The sequence below is a fragment of the Streptomyces sp. NPDC050743 genome (assembly GCF_044456925.1).
Classification (GTDB): domain Bacteria; phylum Actinomycetota; class Actinomycetes; order Streptomycetales; family Streptomycetaceae; genus Streptomyces.
In genome coordinates this window covers 50,049-68,104 of sequence record NZ_JBITGJ010000023.1, presented here as the reverse complement: position 1 = coordinate 68,104, position 18,056 = coordinate 50,049, and the positions used below count along the sequence as shown (strand labels likewise).

17 protein-coding genes and 1 riboswitch are annotated in these 18,056 nt (G+C 69.0%); of the genes, 4 read left to right on the top strand and 13 right to left on the bottom strand.

The window, feature by feature from the left end; genetic code table 11:
* Positions 1-156 precede the first annotated feature (156 nt).
* Both ACIBJF_RS22760 and ACIBJF_RS22755 read right to left on the bottom strand, forming a co-directional pair.
* Positions 157-1,500 carry an NYN domain-containing protein gene (locus ACIBJF_RS22760; RefSeq protein ID WP_399176132.1) on the bottom strand — a complete coding sequence of 448 codons (1,344 nt, stop codon included), beginning with the start codon at positions 1,498-1,500 and terminating at the stop codon, positions 157-159.
* A gap of 42 nt (positions 1,501-1,542) precedes the next feature.
* Positions 1,543-1,782, bottom strand: a complete 240-nt coding sequence (locus ACIBJF_RS22755; protein WP_014672226.1) for a hypothetical protein — start codon at positions 1,780-1,782, stop codon at positions 1,543-1,545.
* A 155-nt stretch (positions 1,783-1,937) separates the two neighbouring features.
* Between ACIBJF_RS22755 and ACIBJF_RS22750 the strand changes: the two genes are divergently transcribed.
* Positions 1,938-2,681: a rhomboid family intramembrane serine protease gene (locus ACIBJF_RS22750; RefSeq protein WP_399176129.1), complete on the top strand. Its 744-nt coding sequence runs from the start codon at positions 1,938-1,940 to the stop codon at positions 2,679-2,681.
* Positions 2,678-2,959, top strand: coding sequence for an Lrp/AsnC ligand binding domain-containing protein (locus ACIBJF_RS22745; RefSeq protein WP_351798615.1), 282 nt, complete (start codon positions 2,678-2,680; stop codon positions 2,957-2,959). Before ACIBJF_RS22750 ends, ACIBJF_RS22745 begins: the two co-directional genes overlap by 4 nt.
* 51 nt (positions 2,960-3,010) lie before the next feature.
* Here the strand turns inward: ACIBJF_RS22745 and ACIBJF_RS22740 are convergent, their stop codons facing one another.
* From ACIBJF_RS22740 to ACIBJF_RS22715, 6 genes are all read right to left on the bottom strand, one after another.
* Positions 3,011-4,387, bottom strand: a complete 1,377-nt coding sequence (locus ACIBJF_RS22740; protein WP_399176126.1) for an aminotransferase class V-fold PLP-dependent enzyme — start codon at positions 4,385-4,387, stop codon at positions 3,011-3,013.
* Positions 4,388-4,549: 162 nt separating this feature from the next.
* Positions 4,550-4,666, bottom strand: a riboswitch (SAM riboswitch).
* Positions 4,667-4,742: 76 nt separating this feature from the next.
* Positions 4,743-5,807, bottom strand: a complete 1,065-nt coding sequence (gene trpD / locus ACIBJF_RS22735) for an anthranilate phosphoribosyltransferase (protein ID WP_399176124.1) — start codon at positions 5,805-5,807, stop codon at positions 4,743-4,745.
* Between the two features lie 119 nt (positions 5,808-5,926).
* Positions 5,927-7,564, bottom strand: coding sequence for a cytochrome bc complex cytochrome b subunit (locus ACIBJF_RS22730; protein ID WP_399176122.1), 1,638 nt, complete (start codon positions 7,562-7,564; stop codon positions 5,927-5,929).
* Positions 7,561-8,619, bottom strand: coding sequence for a Rieske 2Fe-2S domain-containing protein (locus ACIBJF_RS22725; protein WP_399176120.1), 1,059 nt, complete (start codon positions 8,617-8,619; stop codon positions 7,561-7,563). Before ACIBJF_RS22725 ends, ACIBJF_RS22730 begins: the two co-directional genes overlap by 4 nt.
* The gene (locus ACIBJF_RS22720; protein ID WP_399176118.1) at positions 8,616-9,428 is read right to left on the bottom strand and encodes a c-type cytochrome; all 813 of its coding nucleotides are present in this window, start codon (positions 9,426-9,428) and stop codon (positions 8,616-8,618) included. The genes ACIBJF_RS22725 and ACIBJF_RS22720 overlap by 4 nt, the downstream gene beginning before the upstream one ends.
* A gap of 63 nt (positions 9,429-9,491) precedes the next feature.
* Positions 9,492-10,112: a heme-copper oxidase subunit III gene (locus ACIBJF_RS22715; protein ID WP_153534828.1), complete on the bottom strand. Its 621-nt coding sequence runs from the start codon at positions 10,110-10,112 to the stop codon at positions 9,492-9,494.
* A 166-nt stretch (positions 10,113-10,278) separates the two neighbouring features.
* Between ACIBJF_RS22715 and ACIBJF_RS22710 the strand changes: the two genes are divergently transcribed.
* Entirely contained in the window at positions 10,279-10,680 is a 402-nt protein-coding gene (locus tag ACIBJF_RS22710; RefSeq protein WP_356304854.1) for a hypothetical protein, read from the top strand.
* Positions 10,681-10,785: 105 nt separating this feature from the next.
* On the opposite strand, the gene ACIBJF_RS22705 is transcribed toward ACIBJF_RS22710, so the two are convergent.
* The 4 genes from ACIBJF_RS22705 to coxB all read right to left on the bottom strand — a co-directional run bounded on the left by ACIBJF_RS22705 (position 10,786) and on the right by coxB (position 15,298).
* Positions 10,786-12,048: an Ig-like domain-containing protein gene (locus ACIBJF_RS22705; protein ID WP_399176116.1), complete on the bottom strand. Its 1,263-nt coding sequence runs from the start codon at positions 12,046-12,048 to the stop codon at positions 10,786-10,788.
* A gap of 165 nt (positions 12,049-12,213) precedes the next feature.
* Positions 12,214-12,612, bottom strand: a complete 399-nt coding sequence (locus tag ACIBJF_RS22700; protein ID WP_356304858.1) for a cytochrome c oxidase subunit 4 — start codon at positions 12,610-12,612, stop codon at positions 12,214-12,216.
* Positions 12,609-14,342: a cytochrome c oxidase subunit I gene (gene ctaD, locus ACIBJF_RS22695; RefSeq protein WP_399176114.1), complete on the bottom strand. Its 1,734-nt coding sequence runs from the start codon at positions 14,340-14,342 to the stop codon at positions 12,609-12,611. Before ctaD ends, ACIBJF_RS22700 begins: the two co-directional genes overlap by 4 nt.
* Entirely contained in the window at positions 14,339-15,298 is a 960-nt protein-coding gene (gene coxB / locus ACIBJF_RS22690; RefSeq protein WP_399176113.1) for a cytochrome c oxidase subunit II, read from the bottom strand. Before coxB ends, ctaD begins: the two co-directional genes overlap by 4 nt.
* Positions 15,299-15,558: 260 nt before the next feature.
* On the opposite strand from coxB, the gene ACIBJF_RS22685 reads away from it, so the two are divergent.
* On the top strand, positions 15,559-16,938 hold the full coding sequence (locus tag ACIBJF_RS22685; RefSeq protein ID WP_399176111.1) for a cysteine desulfurase/sulfurtransferase TusA family protein: 1,380 nt from the start codon (positions 15,559-15,561) through the stop codon (positions 16,936-16,938).
* A gap of 33 nt (positions 16,939-16,971) precedes the next feature.
* Here the strand turns inward: ACIBJF_RS22685 and ACIBJF_RS22680 are convergent, their stop codons facing one another.
* Positions 16,972-17,946 carry a carbohydrate kinase family protein gene (locus ACIBJF_RS22680; protein WP_399176109.1) on the bottom strand — a complete coding sequence of 325 codons (975 nt, stop codon included), beginning with the start codon at positions 17,944-17,946 and terminating at the stop codon, positions 16,972-16,974.
* Between the last annotated feature and the right edge of the window lie 110 nt (positions 17,947-18,056).

Below are 18,056 nucleotides of genomic sequence, written 5' to 3'. Positions count from 1 at the left end.
CTAGTGACCCACTTGTGATCAGTTCAAATCCTCACACCAAAAAACCTCGTCACACAATGCATTCTTTGCACACAAGTCACATGCGGTGAGGTGTGGTTGACACTACGTTGCGTGATGATCAACTCAATTCGGGCATTGCGTATGCCCGTTGGACCTTCAGGACAGTCGCTTCAGAAGCACCGCAGAGGCGACCGGACGGGCACCCGCCCTGGCGACCCCGTCGGCCACCTCCCGGTCGGTGGAGGCGACGATGACCGGACGGCCCGGCGGCTCCGCGCGCACGAGCTGCCGGATCAGCTCGTCGGCCGTGACGCCCGGCTTCGAGAACAGCACCCGGACGCCGCGCGGCGGCGCCAGCAGCACCGGGGCGGCCAGTTCGGCGCCGTCGAAGACACAGGTCACCTCGGCGCCCGTCTGCGCGGCGAGCGCGGAGAGCTGCCCGAGGAGCCGGAGCCGCTGCTTCTCCAGCGGCATCTGCGGATAGCCGGTCTTGGTGACGTTGTAGCCGTCGACCACCAGATGCGCCTGCGGCAGCGCCAGCAACTGGTCCAGGATGGCCGGATCGTTCTCCGACAGGGCGCGCGCCGCGATGTCCTTCGGTGTCATTCGTCCCGGTTCGACCGCATCCACGGTCTCGGCGGGCCGTACCGACACGGGCGGCAGGGCGAGTTCGCGCCTGAGGCCCTGGGTCGCCTCCAGCAGGGTGTCGAGCAGCAGCCGTACCCGCATGTCCTCCACGCTGCGGCCCTCGCGGGCGGCGCGGCGGGTGGCCTCCAGCGCGGACTCGGCCTCGCCGAGCCGGGCCTTGAGCCGACGCGACTCGCTCTCGGCGGCCGACACCCGCAGGTGCGCCTCGGCGCGTAGGGCGTCCATCTCCGCCTGGGCCTTGCGCAGTGCGGCCTCGCCCCGCTTGACGTCGCTGAGGGCGGCCCGGAGCTTGCGGTGCAGCGACTCCGCTTCCTTCTTCGCCGACTCCAGTTCCGTACGCAGCCGTTCGGTCTCGGCGCGGGTGTGCTCGCGGGCCTGGGCCAGCTCGGCGCGCAGCCGCTCCAGCTCGGCCCGGTTCTCCTCGTCGGCGCGCTCGGCGTCCGCGCGCTGGACCTCCTCGCCGGCCGCCGTGACCAGCTTCACCCAGCCCGTCGGGCGCAGTACGTAGGCCGCGGCCGCCACGTCGAGCGGGTCCGCGGCCGGGAGCGGCGAGCCGGAGTCGAGTGCGCCGGCGAGTTCCGGCTGCGCCTCTCTGAACTTCTCCCCGATCCGCTGCCGGAACAGCGCATCGGTCTCCAGCGTCGCCGCCATGGCGTTCCCGGCGAACTTCGCCCGGCGACTGGGGGTGAACCGGGCGTACTGCCTCAGCTGAGCGGGCAGTTCCGAGACGGTCAGCCCGCCGAAGCCGTCCGAGACGATCTGGACGACTCTCCGGCGCACCCCGTCGGGCAGCGGACGGTCAAGCACCTCGGCGGTGCCGTCGCCCGGCCCCCCGCCCGTGGTCTCCACCATCCGTCACACCCCACTACTTCAACTTCTTCGGGGCCGCTCCGCTCAGGAGCCGGCGCCCGGCCTGTCCACGAGTTCCACCTGGTCCACCGCGTTGCACCAGCGGCACCGCACCGACTCGATGGTCTCACTGACCACCTCGCGCTCCTCCACGGTCGGCTCCCCGGCCAGATCGAGGTGGACGTACTCGACGACCTTCGAGGAACGCGTCACGTCGAACCGGGTGAGGTTGCCGCACAGGGTGCAGCGCCATCGGGTGGTGGCGGTCGGCAGGGGAACCGTCATCGTGGCTGTCCGCTTCCTTCTCGTAGTCGCTCGCCGCGCCGCCGGCCGACGCGTGTGGCCGTAACCCTACGGCCTGGCGGCAACTCGCCGCTGGTCCGTCCGCGGCGGCGAGGCGGTCTGTCCGCTTGCGTCCCGTTACGTCATGCTCTGTATTCATGATCAGCCAGTGGAGCACGGCGGCCGGCAGGGCCTTCAGAGCGGTCCGGAGCACCTCAGCACCGATGACGTACGGCCTCATCGTCCTGTGCTGCCTGCTCTTCGTCCTGGGTCCGGCCTCGGGGCTGACACCGGGATACGGCTCCGGGGACGGCCTGCAGGCCGCACAGCGGGCGTACTTCCGGCGCTGGGGCGTGGTGCCGGCCGAGCTGTTCGCCAGGCCGGTGCGGGAGGCCCTGACCCCCGTGACGGCCCTGTTCGTGCACGGCAGCTGGGTGCATCTGCTCGGCAACATGCTCTTCCTCTTCGTCTTCGGCGCGATGACCGAGGAACGGATGGGCCGGGTCGAGTTCACCCTCTTCTTCGTCGGCTGCGGCTATCTCGCCCTGCTCGGATATGCGGCCGCCAACGCCGCCTCCGACCAGTCGCTGGTGGGCGCGTCCGGGGCGATCTCGGCGGTTCTCGGAGCGTTCCTCTACCTGTTCCCGCGCGCCCGTGTCACCAGTCTTCTGCCGTTCCTGTTCTTCCTGCCACTGCGGTTTCCCGCGTGGATCGTGCTGCCGTTCTGGGCGGCGCTGCAGTGGGCGGCGGCGGAGCACAGCTCCGACGGGCCGGGGGTGGCGTATCTGGCGCACCTCGTCGGCTTCGGTCTGGGCTTCGGCTACGCATGGGTGCGGTACAGCCGTACGACTAGAGTGAAGTGCGCCCCAGCTCCGGCACCCGAGGGAGAGAACCAGCCGTGATCACCGCGATCGTCCTGATCAAGACCAGCGTGGACCGGATCCCCGAGATCGCGGAGCAGATCGCTTCGCTGGAGTCGGTGAGCGAGGTCTTCTCCGTCACCGGCACGTACGACTTGATCGCGATGGTCCGGGTGCGGCAGCACGACGATCTCGCCGATGTCATCCCCGGCCGGATCAGCAAGATCCCCGGTGTGGAGGGCACGGACACGCATGTGGCGTTCCGGACGTACTCGCAGCACGACCTGGAGGCCGCGTTCTCGATCGGCCTGGACAACTAGGGTTCGCCCCGGTTGCCCACGCCATCCCCCGCACCCCCTCCGGGGCGCTGATCACACCGCCGGCACGCAGCGGCCGTCCTCCGTGCGGTACGTCCACTTCGCGCCCTCGGTCACGAGTTCCCGGACCGCGGTGACGAAGCGGTCGACGTGTTCGTCCGGGGTGCCGGCGCCGAAGCTCACGCGGACGGCGTTGAGGGACTTCTCGCCCGGCTGGGCCTCGGGGGCGCCGCATTCGCCCTGGGTCTGGGGGTCGGTGCCGAGGAGGGTGCGGACCAGGGGGTGGGCGCAGAAGAGGCCGTCGCGGACGCCGATGCCGTACTCGGCGGACAGGGCCGCGGCGAAGTGGGAGCTGTTCCAGCCCTCGACGACGAAGGAGAGCACGCCGACGCGGGGGGCGTCGTCGCCGAAGAGGGACAGCACCTTCACCTGGGGGACCTCCGCCAGGCCCGCGCGGACCCGGGCGATCAGGTGCCGCTCGCGCGCGACCAGGGTGTCCCAGCCGGCCTCGGTGAGCGCCTTGCAGGCCGAGGCGATGGAGTAGGCGCCGATCACGTTGGGCGACCCCGCCTCATGCCGCGCGGCGCTCTCGTGCCACTCCACGTCCACGCCGCCGTCCTGCCGCCGGGCGACCGTGCGGCTGGCCCCGCCGCCCGCCAGGTACGGCTCGGCCGCGCGCAGCCAGTCGGCGCGGCCGGCCAGGACGCCGGAGCCGAAGGGCGCGTACAGCTTGTGGCCCGAGAAGGCGACCCAATCGACGTCCAGGTCACGGACGGACACGGGGTGGTGCGGGGCCAGCTGGGCGGCGTCCAGGACGATGCGGGCGCCGTGCGCGTGGGCGGCCGCCGCCAGCTCCCGTACGGGCCACAGCTCGCCGGTGACGTTCGAGGCGCCGGTGACGCAGACCAGGGCCGGACCGCGGCCCCCTTCGACGGACACGGTGCGGTCGGTGAGGGCCCGCTCCAGGGTCGTGACGGCCTGCTGCGGGGTGCGCGGGGCGTCGAGGTAGGTGACCTGGGCGTCCTGCCAGGGCAGTAGCGCGGCGTGGTGCTCGGTCTCGAAGACGAAGACCTGGCAGCCGGCCGGGAGGGCCCGGGCCAGGAGGTTCAGGGAGTCCGTGGTGGACCGCGTGAAGATCACCTGGTCGTCGGGGCGACAGTCCAGGAACTCGGCGACCGTCCTGCGGGCGTTCTCGAACAGGTCGGTGGACAGCTGGGAGAGGTAGCCGGCGCCCCGGTGGACGCTGCCGTAGTACGGCGCGTAGGCGGCCACGTCGTCCCAGACGCGCTGCAGGGCGGGGGCGCTGGCCGCGTAGTCGAGGGCCGCGTAGGTGACCTCGCCGCCGGTGACGAGCGGCACGGTGACATCCCGGCCCAGAACGGGCAGCGGGGAGCAGACGAACTGGTCGGAGGCAGCGGTGAAGACGGACATGGGTGGACTCCCGTGAGAACGTACGCCGAAGACGACGTACGGAAAGAAGAGAAAAGGGGTGTGCGGAGGCGGGGCTCGGCGGCCCTATCGCATTCGCTTGCTCACGGAAGGCTCCCTCGACGACCAGGACCCCTGGTCCCGCGCTCTCAGCGGCGCGCGAGGGGTCCGCGCTTGCCGTAGACCTCGCTGCCTACGACCTGGTCCTCACCCGGGGCACCCCGCCACGGACGGAGGGTTGCCGGACAGCCGGCCGGGGCCGAATGGCTGTCACTCATGACCTGGTACAGGAACGTACGGGAAATGATCGTCGTCCCGCAACCCGAGTCCGGATCGCGGGACGATCCCCGGTGGAGCGCTAGGCGTTGCTCGCCGCCACCCACCGCTCCAGCGTCCGCTTCGCCGCACCCGAGTCGATCGACTCCGCCGCCATCGCCATCCCGTCCCGCAGCTGCTCGGTCAGCGGCGCGTCCGTGGGCCGCAGCGCGACGAGCGCCGCCGCCGAGTTCAGCAGCACCGCGTCCCGTACGGCCCCCGCCTCACCGTCGAGCAGGCGGCGGGCGACCTCCGCGTTGTACGACGCGTCCGCGCCGCGCAGGGCCTCCACGGGGACGAGGTCGATGCCGACGTCCCTCGGGTCGAAGGTCTGCTCGGTGACCTTGCCGTCCCGGACGACCCACACCCGCGAGGTGGCGGTCGTCGTCAACTCGTCCAGGCCGTCGTCGCCGCGGAAGACCAGGGAGGAGTTGCCGCGCTCGGCGAGGACGCCCGCCACGATCGGGGCCATCCGCAGATCCGCCACGCCGACGGCCTGGGCGCGCACCTGCGCCGGATTGGTCAGCGGACCGAGGACGTTGAAGGTCGTACGGATGCCCAACTGGCCACGGGCGGCGGCCACATGGCGCAGCGCCGGGTGGAACTTCACCGCGAAGCAGAAGGTGATCCCGGCCTCCTCGGCCACCTGCGGGACCCGCTCCAGCGGGAGGTTCAGATTGACGCCGAGCTTCTCCAGCACGTCCGACGCGCCCGACGCCGAGGACGCGGCCCGGTTGCCGTGCTTGACGACCTTCGCGCCGGCGCCGGCGACGACGATCGAGGACATCGTGGAGATGTTCACCGTCTTGGCACCGTCACCACCGGTGCCGACGATGTCGACGGTCTCCCCCGGCACCTCGATGACGTTCGCGTGGGCGTACATCGCGCGCACGAGCCCGGTGATCTCCTCCACCGTCTCGCCCTTGGCGCGCAGGGCCACGGCGAATCCCGCGATCTGCGCGTCCGTCGCCTCCCCGCGCATGATCCGGTCCATCGCCCATGCCGTGGCATCCGCGCTCTGGTCCCGGCCCTCCAGCAGGGCGTTCAGTACCTCGGGCCAGGAACGGCCCGCCGCGGTGTCGCCTCCAGCGGGGGTCACAGCGCTCATCAGCCGCTCCTGGTGTCGTGAGAAACAGTGTGATCCCAGCCTATCCACCCCCGGACACGGCGAAGGGCCCCGTCCGTAAGCCGGACGGGGCCCATCAGCGTGGCGTGGCGACGCGGGGATCAGTGGTGGCCGTGGCCGCTCGTGATCTCCTTGTACTCGTCGACGGTCGGCTTCGGGATCTGGTTGTCCTCGCCGTAGTAGGCGTTGGACAGCTTCACCCGGAACTTCTCCGAGGCCGGCACCTTGCGCTCGACACCGTTCTCGTCGACCGTCGGGCCGATCTCGGCCGGCTCGTACTGGTGGTGAGCCGTCAGGGTGTGCAGCTGCTCCTGGCTGAGCGGCTCGTGCACCTCGATGAACTCACCGTGCGGCAGCCGCTTGATGATGCCGGTCTCGCGACCGTGCAGCACCTTGTCGCGGTCGCGGCGCTGCAGGCCCAGGCAGATCCGCTTGGTGACGATGAACGCGATGATCGGTCCGACGACGAAGCCGATCCGGACGAACCAGGTGACCGCGTTGATCGACAGGTGGAAGTGGGTGGCCCACAGGTCGTTGCCACCGCCGACCAGGGTGATCATGTAGATCGTGATCCAGGCGACACCGAATGCGGTACGCGTCGGGGCGTTGCGCGGACGGTCCAGGATGTGGTGTTCGCTCTTGTCGCCGGTGATCCAGGACTCGATGAACGGGTAGACCGCGATCGCCGCCAGGACCAGCGGGAAGAGCACCAGCGGAATGAACACGCCCAGGACGAGCGTGTGACCCCAGAAGTTGACCTCCCAGCCCGGGAAGAAGCGGACCAGACCCTCGGCGAAGCCCATGTACCAGTCGGGCTGGGCGCCGGTGGACACCTGGTCCGGACGGTAGGGGCCCATGGCCCAGATCGGGTTGATCTGGGCCACCGCCGCGATGGCCGCGATGACACCGAAGACCAGGAAGAAGAAGCCTCCGGCCTTGGCCATGTACACCGGCAGCAGCGGCATGCCGACGACGTTCTTCTCGGTCTTTCCGGGACCCGCGAACTGCGTGTGCTTGTGGTAGAAGACCAGGATCAGGTGGCCCACCACCAGGCCGAGCATGATGCCCGGCAGCAGCAGGATGTGGATCGAGTAGAACCGGGCGACGAAGTCGTGACCGGGGAACTGACCGCCGAAGAGGAAGAACGACAGGTACGTGCCGACGATCGGCACGGACAGGACCGCGCCCTCCATGAAGCGGACACCGGTGCCGGAGAGCAGGTCGTCCGGGAGCGAGTAACCGGTGAAGCCGGTGAACATGCCGAGGACGAACAGCAGGAAGCCGAACAGCCAGTTGATCTCACGCGGCTTGCGGAACGCGCCGGTGAAGAACACGCGCATCATGTGCACGAACATGCCGGCGAGGAAGATCAGCGCGGCCCAGTGGTGGATCTGCCGCACGAGCAGACCACCGCGCACGTCGAAGGAGATGTGCAGGGTCGAGTTGAACGCCTCGGACATCAGCTGTCCCTGCAGCGGGACATAGCTGCCGTGGTACTCCACCTCGTTCATCGACGGGTGGAAGAACAGCGTCAGATAGACACCCGTGAGGATGATGATGATGAAGCTGTAGAGGCAGACCTCACCCAGCATGAACGACCAGTGGTCGGGGAAGATCTTGCGCATGTTGGCCTTGGCCAGGGAGTAGATCCCGAGCCGGCCGTCGGCCCAGTCGGCGACACGCTCGCCGGCCGGGGCCTTCCCGCGAGAGCGGGGCGTCTCGTTCGCTGCAGTACTCATCCGCGCTCCCAGAATGCAGGACCGACGGGCTCCTCGAAGTCGCCGAGCGCCTGGAGGTAACCCTCACTGTCCACACCGATGCGCAGCTGCGGCAGGGCGTGGCCGGCGGGGCCGAAGATCACTCGGGCACCGTCGGAGAGGTCGAAGGTGGACTGGTGGCACGGGCACAGCACGTGGTGCGTCTGCTGCTCGTACAGCGAGATCGGGCAGCCGACGTGGGTGCAGATCTTGGAGAACGCGACGATGCCCTCGTGCGACCAGTCGAGCTCGCGCTTGTCCTTGATGTTGCCGGGCTGCAGCCGGACGATCATCAGCGCGGCCTTGGCGATCTCCGTCTGGAACTCCTCATCCGTCTCCTCCAGCCCGTCGGGCTTGGCGAAGGTGAGGGAGCCGACGGCGACGTCCTCGGGGCGCAGCGGCTGGTTGGTGTTCATGTTGACCAGACGCTTGCCCTTGGCCCACAGCGTGTGACGCAGCGAGGTGCCGGGCAGCGGACCGAGGTCGCGCAGCAGCATGACGCCGGACAGCGGGAACAGGGCCAGCGCGCCGAACATCGTGTTGCGCAGCAGCTTGCGGCGGCCGAGCGCCGACTCCTTGGCGCCCTGCCGGAAGTCCGCGTGGACCTTCGCGCGGACGTCGGCCGGGGCCTCGATGGCGTGCCGCTCGTCGGCGACCTCGACGTCGGACATCAGGGTGCGGGCCCAGTGGACCGCGCCCGCGCCGATGCAGAACAGCGCCGCGCCGAGAGTCAGGCCCAGCGCGAAGTTCAGCGCGCTGAGGCGCCCGATCGGGAAGACGAAGATGCTCTTGTCGTGCGGGATCGTCACGTACGAGACGATGAAGCCGACGGTGGCCAGCATCGACACCGTGAACAGCAGGGCGACCGTGCGCTCGGACCGCTTGGCGGCCCGCTCGTCGATGTCCTGGATGCGGTGCTCGTGGGGCGGCAGCCCCGGGTCGGCGAACGGGTTCTCCTCGTCCGCGATCCCTACCGCGCCGCGCGCGTGGTCCTGCTCAGCGGGCAGGTTCTCTTCTGGAATGTCTTGGCTACTCATGACTTCTTGGCCTTTGCGGTCCGAGCGGCGACCCAGACGGCGACGGCGATCAGTGCGCCGAGACCGAAGATCCAGGCGAACAGACCCTCACTGACCGGCCCGAGGCCGCCCAGCTCCAGACCGCCGGGGTTCGTCGTCTCGCTGCTGTCGACCGCGTGCAGGTACGCGATGATGTCCTTCTTGTTCTTCGAGGACAACGTGGTGTCGGGGAAGGACGGCATGTTCTGCGGGCCGGTCTGCATGGCCTCGTAGATGTGCTTCGGGTCGACACCCTCGAGAGTCGGCGCGAACTTGCCCTTGGTCAGGGCACCGCCCTTGCCGATGAAGTTGTGGCACTGCGCGCAGTTGGTGCGGAACAGCTCGCCACCCTTGGCGATGTCCGCGCCGTCGGGGCCGTACTGGTCCTTGGTCGGCACGTTCGGGCCGGCGCCCAGCGAGGCGATGTACGCGGCGAGCTGGTCGATCTGCGTCTGGTTGTAGACGACCTTCTTGCGCGGGACCTGGGCGCCCTGCGAGGTGGCGGCCGGCATACGGCCGGTGCCGACCTGGAAGTCGACGGCCGCGGCACCCACGCCGACCAGGCTCGGCCCGTCGGAGGAGCCCTGGCCACCGGTGCCGTGGCAGCTGGCGCAGCCGACCTCGTAGAGCTTCTTGCCCTCCTGGATGGTCAAAGACTGGGCGGAATCATCGGCCTGCGCCTTGCCCGCGGGTGCGAACGCGGCGTACAGCCCCCCAGTGGCCGCCAGCGCGAGGAGTAGGACGACGACCGCCGCCAGCGGATGGCGTCGTCGTGCGGAGAGCTTTTTCACGGATTACCCCGGTGTCAGGATCTTCTGCGTCGGTGCTTCTGGATGTGCGGGAGCCGGTCCCGGCTACTTGATCAGGTAGATCGTGGCGAAAAGGCCGATCCAGACCACATCGACGAAGTGCCAGTAGTAGGACACGACGATGGCGGCGGTCGCCTGCTCGTGGGTGAACCTCTTGGCCATGTAGGTGCGGCCGAGGACCAGCAGGAAGGCGATGAGACCGCCCGTCACGTGCAGGCCGTGGAACCCGGTGGTCAGGTAGAACACCGAGCCGTAGGGGTCGGAGGAGAGCGAGATGCCCTCGTCCCTCACCAGGCTCGTGTACTCGTAGATCTGACCGCCGATGAAGATCGCACCCATGATGAAGGTGACGATGAACCACCCTCTGAGCTTCTTCACGTCACCGCGCTCGGCCGCGAACACGCCGAGCTGGCAGGTGAGCGAGGAGAGCACCAGGATCGTGGTGTTCGTCGCGGAGAAGGGCACATTGAGTGCGTCGGCCATGTGCTTCCAGTGCGCCGGACCCGTCACCGATCGCAGGGTGAAGTACATCGCGAAGAGGGCCGCGAAGAACATCAGCTCGGAACTCAGCCAGATGATGGTTCCGACGCTGGTGAGGTTCGGCCGGTTGACCGACGGGTGCGCGTGCCCGGTTTCTACTGTCGTTGCTGTCGCCACGACCGACATTATGTCGGTCGCTTATCCCGCCCTCACTCCGGGGGGTGCCGTTCGGAGTGTTGCTGCCCGCCGAACCGGTGTTGACGTGGTGTTCATGGGGACTTCCACGGGAGTAAGCTCCGCCCGAACGGCCTTGTCCGTCCCGTCCGTACGACGCCGACGTCCCGGAGGAACAATGCAGCCGACCGCCACGGTGCTGGTCTACAGCGACGACTCCAACACCCGCGAGCAAGTACGGCTGGCCACCGGCCGCAGGCCCGCTCCCGACGCCCCCCTGGTCGAGTTCGTGGAGTGCGCGACGCCCGAGGCGGTGCTGCGTGAGCTGGACAAGGGCGGCATCGACGTGTGCGTGCTGGACGGTGAGGCCGTGCCGATGGGCGGCATGGGGGTCTGCCGGCAGATCAAGGACGAGGTGTTCAACTGCCCGCCGGTGCTGCTGCTCATGGGGCGGCCGCAGGACGCCTGGCTGGCGACGTGGAGCCGGGCGGACGCCGCGGTCACCCTGCCGGTGGATCCCGTGGAGTTCTCCTCGGCCCTGGCTTCCCTGCTCCGGCAGAAGAGGTTGCTGAGCGCCTAGCGGCCCGGGGCGCCGTGTTCGTGGGCGAGAGCGGGTCCGTGGGGCCTTCTCGCGCCCACGCGGCAAAGCCGCATATCGGCACAGCCTCGCGCCCCGTCAGGGCGGCTACAGCGCCGCCGGCTGGAGGCGTACCGTGTCCGCCTCGGACGGGCTGTCGGCCTTGCCGTTGGTCAGCGCGCTGCCCTTGCGCCACTTCGTCCAGTCGACGTTCCAGTCACCGAAGCCGTTGCCGAAGTCCTCCATCTGGTGGCCGCCTGAGTTGACGACCCTGACGATGTCGCCCTGGTGGATGTTGTCGAAGAACCACGCGGCGTTGCCGTTGCTCATGCCCGTGCAGCCGTGGCTGACGTTCGCGTAGCCCTGTGAGCCCACGGACCAGGGCGCGGCGTGCACGTATTCGCCGGACCAGGTCACCCGGGTGGCGTAGTAGACCGACATGTCGTAGGAGTCGGAGCTGCCCGCGGCGATGCCGATGGTGGTGCCGCGCATGCGGACGACGTACGCCTTCTCCAGGACGACCTTGATGCCGTTGCGGGTGTCGTAGCCGGGTTTGCCGGTGGTGACGGGGATCCGCTTGATGTCCTGGCCGTTCTTGTAGAACGTCAGCTGGTGCGCCGCGGCGTCGGTGACGGCCTCGATCCGGTCGCCGATGGTGAGCTTCACCGGCTTGGACTTGCCGCCCCACAGCCGGTCGCTGATCTTGATGCCGTCCAGGTTGCTGTGCACCGTGATGGTGGTGTGGGTGGGCCAGTACTCCTGGGGCCGGTAGTGGAGTTCCTTGTCGCTGACCCAGTACCAGGAGCCCTGCACGGCCGGCGTGGAGTCCACCCGCAGGGCGCGCTCCACGATGGCGCGCTGCGCCTTGTCCTTGACCTCCTGGTCGAGTTGGGCGGTGATGGGCTGGCCGACGCCGTACTGGCCCGACTTCGGCCCGAAGGTGACGGTCAGGCGCTTCCTGCTGCTGGGCCGGCTGGTGTCGAACGCGAAGACCTTGCGGCCGGGCGCGCCGTCGGCGTCCTCGGTGCTCACGGCGACCGTGTAGTGGGTGTTGGCGGCCAGCGGGGCGGTGCTGTGCCATCTGCTGCCGTCGGCGGCGAGTTCGCCCGCCACGTAGCGCCCTGCGGAGTCCTGGACGGTGACGTCGGTGATGCTGTCGTCACCCTCGGCGGTGATCTCCAGGGGCTTGTCCGGATCGGCCCGCTTCCCCGCTTCGGTGGGGCCGTTGAAGGAGACTATGTCCGCCGCGTCGTACGGCTTGGCCGACAGTGGGTTGCCGCCGTCCGAACCGCAGGCGGTGACGCACGCGCCGAGCGCGGTCACCAGCAGGGCGCAGCTGACGACGGTGCGGGTCCGCGGAGTGTGGTTCATACCATCACGCTATGAGGCACTGACCCCATTTGCGCGGCGGGTAACCCGTCCGGGCGACCGACACTGCGGCAAACGCACGAAGGCACCCCCTGCGACCTGCGCAAAAGCCGGAAGCCCGGACCCTGGTGAGCAAGGGTCCGGGCTTCCGGTGCGTGCACGCGGGTGCTACTGGGTGCGGTTCTCACCGTGGTAGTACTCGAACACCCAGCCGAACAGACCGACCACGATGAACGGGGCGGAGAAGTAGATCAGCCACCAGCCGACCGCGATGCTGAGGAAGGCGATCGCACCGCCGAAGCCCAGCAGGAGCGGCTGCCAGCTGTGCGGGCTGAAGAAGCCCAGCTCGCCCGCGTCGTCCGCGACGTCGGCCTCCTTGTCGTCCTGGGCGCCCGCGTCGACCCGCCGGGCGGTGAAGCCCAGGTAGAAGCCGATCATCACGCTCAGGCCGAAGGCCAGGAACAGTGCGGTGGTACCGGCCGGCTCCTTCGACCACACGCCATACACGATGGCCATGATCAGGAGGAAGACGCTCAGCCAGACGAACATCCGACCCTGGATCCTCACTTGCCGGCCTCCTTGCTGCCCGCGATGGCGGTGCCGTGACCGCTGTGCGCGAGCTGCTCGAGCGCGGCGATCTCAGGGTGGTGCAGGTCGAACGCCGGGGATTCGCTGCGGATCCGCGGCAGGGTGAGGAAGTTGTGCCGCGGCGGCGGGCAGGAGGTCGCCCACTCCAGCGAACGGCCGTAGCCCCAGGGGTCGTCCACGTCGACCGGCTTGCCGTACTTGGCCGTCTTCCAGACGTTGTAGAGGAACGGCAGGATCGACAGGCCGAGCAGGAAGGAGCAGATGGTGGAGAGCGTGTTCAGGGCGGTGAAGCCGTCGGCCGCCAGGTAGTCGGCGTAACGGCGCGGCATGCCCTCCACGCCCAGCCAGTGCTGGACCAGGAAGGTGCCGTGGAAGCCGACGAACAGCGTCCAGAAGGTGATCTTGCCGAGGCGCTCGTCCAGCATCTTGCCGGTCATCTTCGGCCACCAGAAGTGGAAGCCGGAGAACATGGCGAAGACGACCGTACCGAAGACCACGTAGTGGAAGTGGGCCACCACGAAGTACGAGTCGGAGACGTGGAAGTCCATCGGCGGCGAGGCCAGGATGACACCGGTCAGACCACCGAACGTGAAGGTGATCAGGAAGCCGACGGCCCAGAGCATCGGTGTCTCGAAGGACAGCGAGCCCTTCCACATCGTGCCGATCCAGTTGAAGAACTTCACACCGGTCGGTACGGCGATCAGGAAGGTCATGAACGAGAAGAACGGCAGCAGCACACCGCCGGTGACGTACATGTGGTGGGCCCACACGGTCACGGACAGACCGGCGATGGAGATGGTCGCGGCGATCAGACCCATGTAGCCGAACATCGGCTTGCGGGAGAACACCGGGATGACTTCGCTGATGATGCCGAAGAACGGCAGGGCGATGATGTACACCTCTGGATGGCCGAAGAACCAGAAGAGGTGTTGCCACAGCAGTGCGCCGCCGTTGGTGGCGTCGAAGACGTGGGCGCCGAACTTGCGGTCCGCCTCCAGGGCGAACAGCGCGGCGGCCAGGACCGGGAAGGCCAGCAGGACCAGCACGGCGGTCAGCAGCACGTTCCACACGAAGATCGGCATGCGGAACATGGTCATGCCCGGGGCGCGCATGCAGATGATCGTGGTGATGAAGTTGACCGAGCCGAGGATGGTGCCGAAGCCGGACATGGCCAGACCCATGATCCACATGTCGGCGCCGACGCCCGGGCTGCGGACCGCGTCCGACAGCGGCGAGTAGGCGAACCAGCCGAAGTCGGCCGCGCCCTGCGGGGTGACGAAGCCGCCGACCGCGATGAGCGAGCCGAAGAGGTACAGCCAGTAGGCGAACATGTTCAGCCGCGGGAAGGCCACGTCGGGCGCGCCGATCTGCAGCGGCATGATCCAGTTCGCGAAGCCGGCGAACAGCGGCGTCGCGAACATCAGCAGCATGATCGTGCCGTGCATCGTGAACGCCTGGTTGAACTGCTCGTTCGACATGATCTGCAGGCCCGGCCGGGCCAGCTCGGCGCGCATGAGCAGCGCCATCACGCCGCCGATCAGGAAGAACGCGAACGACGTCGCAAGGTACATCGTCCCGATCGTCTTGTGGTCGGTGGTCGTCAGCCACTTCACCACGACATTGCCGGGCTGCTTGCGCCTGACCGGCAGCTCGTCCGCGAACGCGCCGTCAGCTGCCGCGGCACCCTGGGGTTCGTTGAGGATGCTCACAGGTTGTTCGTCTCCCGGTTCTTCTCGTGGCTCGTCTGCGCGATGCCGGCGGGAATGTAACCGGTCTGCCCCTTCTTGGCGAGGTCCTGGAGGTGCTTCTGGTACGCCGCCGGGGAGACGACCTTCACGTTGAACAGCATCCGGGAGTGGTCGACGCCGCAGAGCTCGGCGCACTTGCCGAGGAAGGTGCCCTCGCGGTTCGGGGTCACCTGGAACGCGTTGGTGTGGCCCGGGATGACGTCCTGCTTCATGAGGAACGGCACCACCCAGAAGGAGTGGATGACGTCACGCGAGGTGAGGATGAAGCGGACGGTCTGGCCCTTGGGCAGCCAGAGCGTCGGACCGGGGTTGCCGGTCTGCGGGTTCCGCGTGCCCGGCGTACCGACGTCGTAGACGCCGCCGGCGTTCGCCGGGAACTGGTTCTTGAACCGGTCCGGAATGGCGTTCAGGTTCTTGTCGGTCTTGGCGTCGCCGGAGACACCGGGGACGTTCGCGACGTAGTTGAAGCCCCAGCTCCACTGGAAGCCGACCACGTTGACCGTGACGTCGGGCTTCTTGTCGAGGCTGAGGAGCTTCGTCTCGTCCCGGGCGGTGAAGTAGAAGAGCACCGAGATGATGATGATCGGGACCACCGTGTACAGGGCCTCGATCGGCATGTTGTACCGGGTCTGCGGAGGTACCTCGACCTTGGTGCGGCTGCGCCGGTGGAACATGGCGCTCCACAGGATCAGGCCCCACACCAGCACGCCGACGGCGAGCGCGGCAGCCCAGGAGCCCTGCCACAGGGAGAGGATCCGCGGAGCCTCTTCCGTGGTCGGGGTGGGCATGCCAAGGCGGGGGAAGTCCTTGTATGTGCAACCGGTTGCGGTCGCCAGGACCAGGCCCGCGGTCATTGCCTGCAGCAGCTTCCGCCGCATCGGGCGCCGCGGCGAGCGGTCGGAGCCGTTGGGACTCACGTAGCGCCTTCCCGAGAGTCTCGCCCGCGCGGTCGGCTGCGGCCTTGTTCTCGCTGGTCGGTCGCCGCCCTGCGTCGGGCAGGGGTTTGGATGTTTATGCGGACCAAACCCTAGCCCACCCTCTCCGAGGGTTCGCGGGGAGGGGTGCCTACTGGAGTGGGTGGTTCGCTTGATTGGCGGCTGCAGGTGCGTTGTGGCTGGTCGCGCAGTTCCTCGCGCCCCTGGGTCGGCTGCCCCTGCCGGGGTCTTAACGTTGCCGTATGGCCTACTTTGACGCTGCCTCCGCCGTCCCCCTCCATCCCGTTGCCCGTCAGGCGCTGTTGGCCTCCGTGGACGAGGGATGGGCGGATCCCGCGCGGCTGTACCGGGAGGGCCGTAAGGCCCGGATGTTGCTGGACGCTGCCCGGGAGGCGGCAGCCGAGGCCCTCGGCTGCCGGGCCGATGAGGTGGTGTTCACCTCTTCCGGGACACGGGCCGTACATACGGGCGTGATGGGGGCGTTGGCCGGGCGGCGCCGGGTCGGATCCCACCTGATCGTGTCAGCGGTCGAACACTCCTCCGTCCTCCACGCGGCGGAGGTGTTCGAGTCGGACGGCGGGACGGTCACCCAAGTGGCGGTCAACCGGGCCGGAACCGTCGAACCCGCCGCCTACGAGGCCGCGCTCCGCCCGGACACGGCGCTGGCAGCCCTGCAGTCGGCCAACCACGAGGTGGGGACCGTGCAGCCGGTCGCCGAGGTGGCCGAGGTGTGCCGGGCCGCCGGGGTGCCGCTGCTTGTGGACGCGGCGCAGTCGCTGGGGTGGGGGCCGGTCGAGGGTGCCTGGTCGCTGCTCGCGGCGAGCGCGCACAAGTGGGGCGGGCCCTCGGGGGTCGGACTGCTCGTCGTGCGCAAGGGGGTGCGGTTCGCCGCCCAAGGGCCCGTCGACGAGCGGGAGTCGGGGCGGGCGCCAGGGTTCGAGAACCTCCCGGCGATCGTGGCGGCCGTGGCCTCCCTGCGGGCGGTGCGGGCCGAGGCGGCCCAGGAGGCGGTTCGGCTGCGGGAGCTGACGGACCGGATCCGGACGCGGGTGCCGGAGCTGGTGCCGGACGTGGAGGTCGTCGGCGACCCCGAGCGCCGGCTGCCCGGCATCGTCACCTTCTCCTGCCTCTACGTCGACGGCGAGGCGCTGCTGCACGAGCTGGACCGGGAGGGCTTCTCCGTCTCCTCCGGTTCCTCCTGCACGAGCAGCACGCTGACGCCGAGCCATGTGCTGGAGGCGATGGGCGTGCTGACCGAGGGCAACGTACGGGTGTCCCTGCCGATGGGGACGGCCGGGGAGGACGTGGAGCGCTTCCTCGCGGTGCTGCCGGACGCGGTGGCGGGGGTACGGGAGAAGCTGGGCGCACCGGCGGCACCGGCCGCCCGGCAGGGCCCCGGGGAAGTGCTCGTCGACTCCCTGGGCAAGCGGTGCCCGATCCCGGTCATCGAGCTGGCGAAGGTGTTCGGGCAGGTACCGGTCGGCGGGATCGTACGGGTCCTCTCCGACGACGAGGCCGCCCGCCTGGACATCCCGGCGTGGTGCGAGATGCGGGGGCAGGAGTACGTCGGAGAGGAACCCGCGGAGAGGGGTACGGCGTATCTGGTACGCCGGATCGGCTGAGCGCCCGAAGGGGTGAGTGGCCGGACGCCGGTCTCACCGGAGGTGGGCTCGCACTTCCTCCCCGGCCTCGTCCCCGTACGCCTTCACGAACCGCTCCATGAAGTGCCCGCGCTGCAGCCGGTACTCCTGCGTGCCGACCGTCTCGATGACGAGCGTCGCCAGCATGCAGCCCACCTGGGCGGCGCGCTCCAGCGAGACGCCCCAGGCCAGTCCCGACAGGAACCCCGCGCGGAAGGCGTCGCCGACGCCCGTGGGGTCGGCCTTGCGCTCCTCCTCGGGGCAGCCGACCTCGATGGGGTCCTCGCCGACCCGCTCGATACGCACGCCGCGCGAGCCGAGGGTGGTGACGCGGTGGCCGACCTTGGTGAGGATCTCGGCGTCGCCCCAGCCGGTCTTGGACTCGATGAGACCCTTCTCGTACTCGTTGGAGAACAGGTACGTCGCGCCGTCCAGCAGCACCCGGATCTCGTCGCCGTCCATCCGGGCGATCTGCTGGGAGAAGTCGGCGGCGAAGGGGATCGCGCGGGAGCGGCACTCCTCCGTGTGGCGGAGCATCGCCTCCGGGTCGTCGGCGCCGATGAGGACCAGGTCCAGGCCGCCCACGCGGTCGGCGACGGTCTTCAGCTCGATGAGGCGGGCTTCGCTCATCGCGCCGGTATAGAACGAGCCGATCTGGTTGTGGTCGGCGTCGGTGGTGCACACGAAGCGGGCGGTGTGCAGGGTCTCGGAGATCCGGACCGAGTCGGTGTCCACGCCGTGCCGGTCGAGCCAGGCCCGGTATTCGTCGAAGTCGAAGCCGGCGGCACCGACTAGGACCGGCTTGGTGCCGAGCTGGCCCATGCCGAAGGCGATGTTCGCGCCGACGCCGCCGCGGCGCACGTCCAGGTTGTCGACGAGGAAGGAGAGCGAAACCGTGTGCAGCTGGTCCGCGACGAACTGGTCGGCGAAACGACCGGGGAAGGTCATGAGGTGGTCGGTGGCGATGGAGCCGGTGACTGCGATGCGCACGACGGGGATCTCCTGCGGGAGGCTGGGTTGACAGTTCACGCTACCGGGTCGGCCGCTCACTCTGTAGTTGGCGAAACTACCCGATAGTAGATCTTTCTTCGCGACCCGGA

Excerpts from the sequence above, each read along its gene's own strand:
- ACIBJF_RS22760 (WP_399176132.1), bottom strand. The coding sequence starts at position 1,500 with ATGGTGGAGACCACGGGCGGGGGGCCGGGCGACGGCACCGCCGAGGTG.
- ACIBJF_RS22755 (WP_014672226.1), bottom strand. The coding sequence starts at position 1,782 with ATGACGGTTCCCCTGCCGACCGCCACCACCCGATGGCGCTGCACCCTG.
- ACIBJF_RS22750 (WP_399176129.1), top strand. The coding sequence starts at position 1,938 with ATGATCAGCCAGTGGAGCACGGCGGCCGGCAGGGCCTTCAGAGCGGTC.
- ACIBJF_RS22740 (WP_399176126.1), bottom strand. The coding sequence starts at position 4,387 with ATGTCCGTCTTCACCGCTGCCTCCGACCAGTTCGTCTGCTCCCCGCTG.
- trpD (WP_399176124.1), bottom strand. The coding sequence starts at position 5,807 with ATGAGCGCTGTGACCCCCGCTGGAGGCGACACCGCGGCGGGCCGTTCC.
- ACIBJF_RS22730 (WP_399176122.1), bottom strand. The coding sequence starts at position 7,564 with ATGAGTACTGCAGCGAACGAGACGCCCCGCTCTCGCGGGAAGGCCCCG.
- ACIBJF_RS22725 (WP_399176120.1), bottom strand. The coding sequence starts at position 8,619 with ATGAGTAGCCAAGACATTCCAGAAGAGAACCTGCCCGCTGAGCAGGAC.
- ACIBJF_RS22715 (WP_153534828.1), bottom strand. The coding sequence starts at position 10,112 with ATGTCGGTCGTGGCGACAGCAACGACAGTAGAAACCGGGCACGCGCAC.
- ACIBJF_RS22710 (WP_356304854.1), top strand. The coding sequence starts at position 10,279 with ATGCAGCCGACCGCCACGGTGCTGGTCTACAGCGACGACTCCAACACC.
- ACIBJF_RS22705 (WP_399176116.1), bottom strand. The coding sequence starts at position 12,048 with ATGAACCACACTCCGCGGACCCGCACCGTCGTCAGCTGCGCCCTGCTG.
- ACIBJF_RS22685 (WP_399176111.1), top strand. The coding sequence starts at position 15,559 with ATGGCCTACTTTGACGCTGCCTCCGCCGTCCCCCTCCATCCCGTTGCC.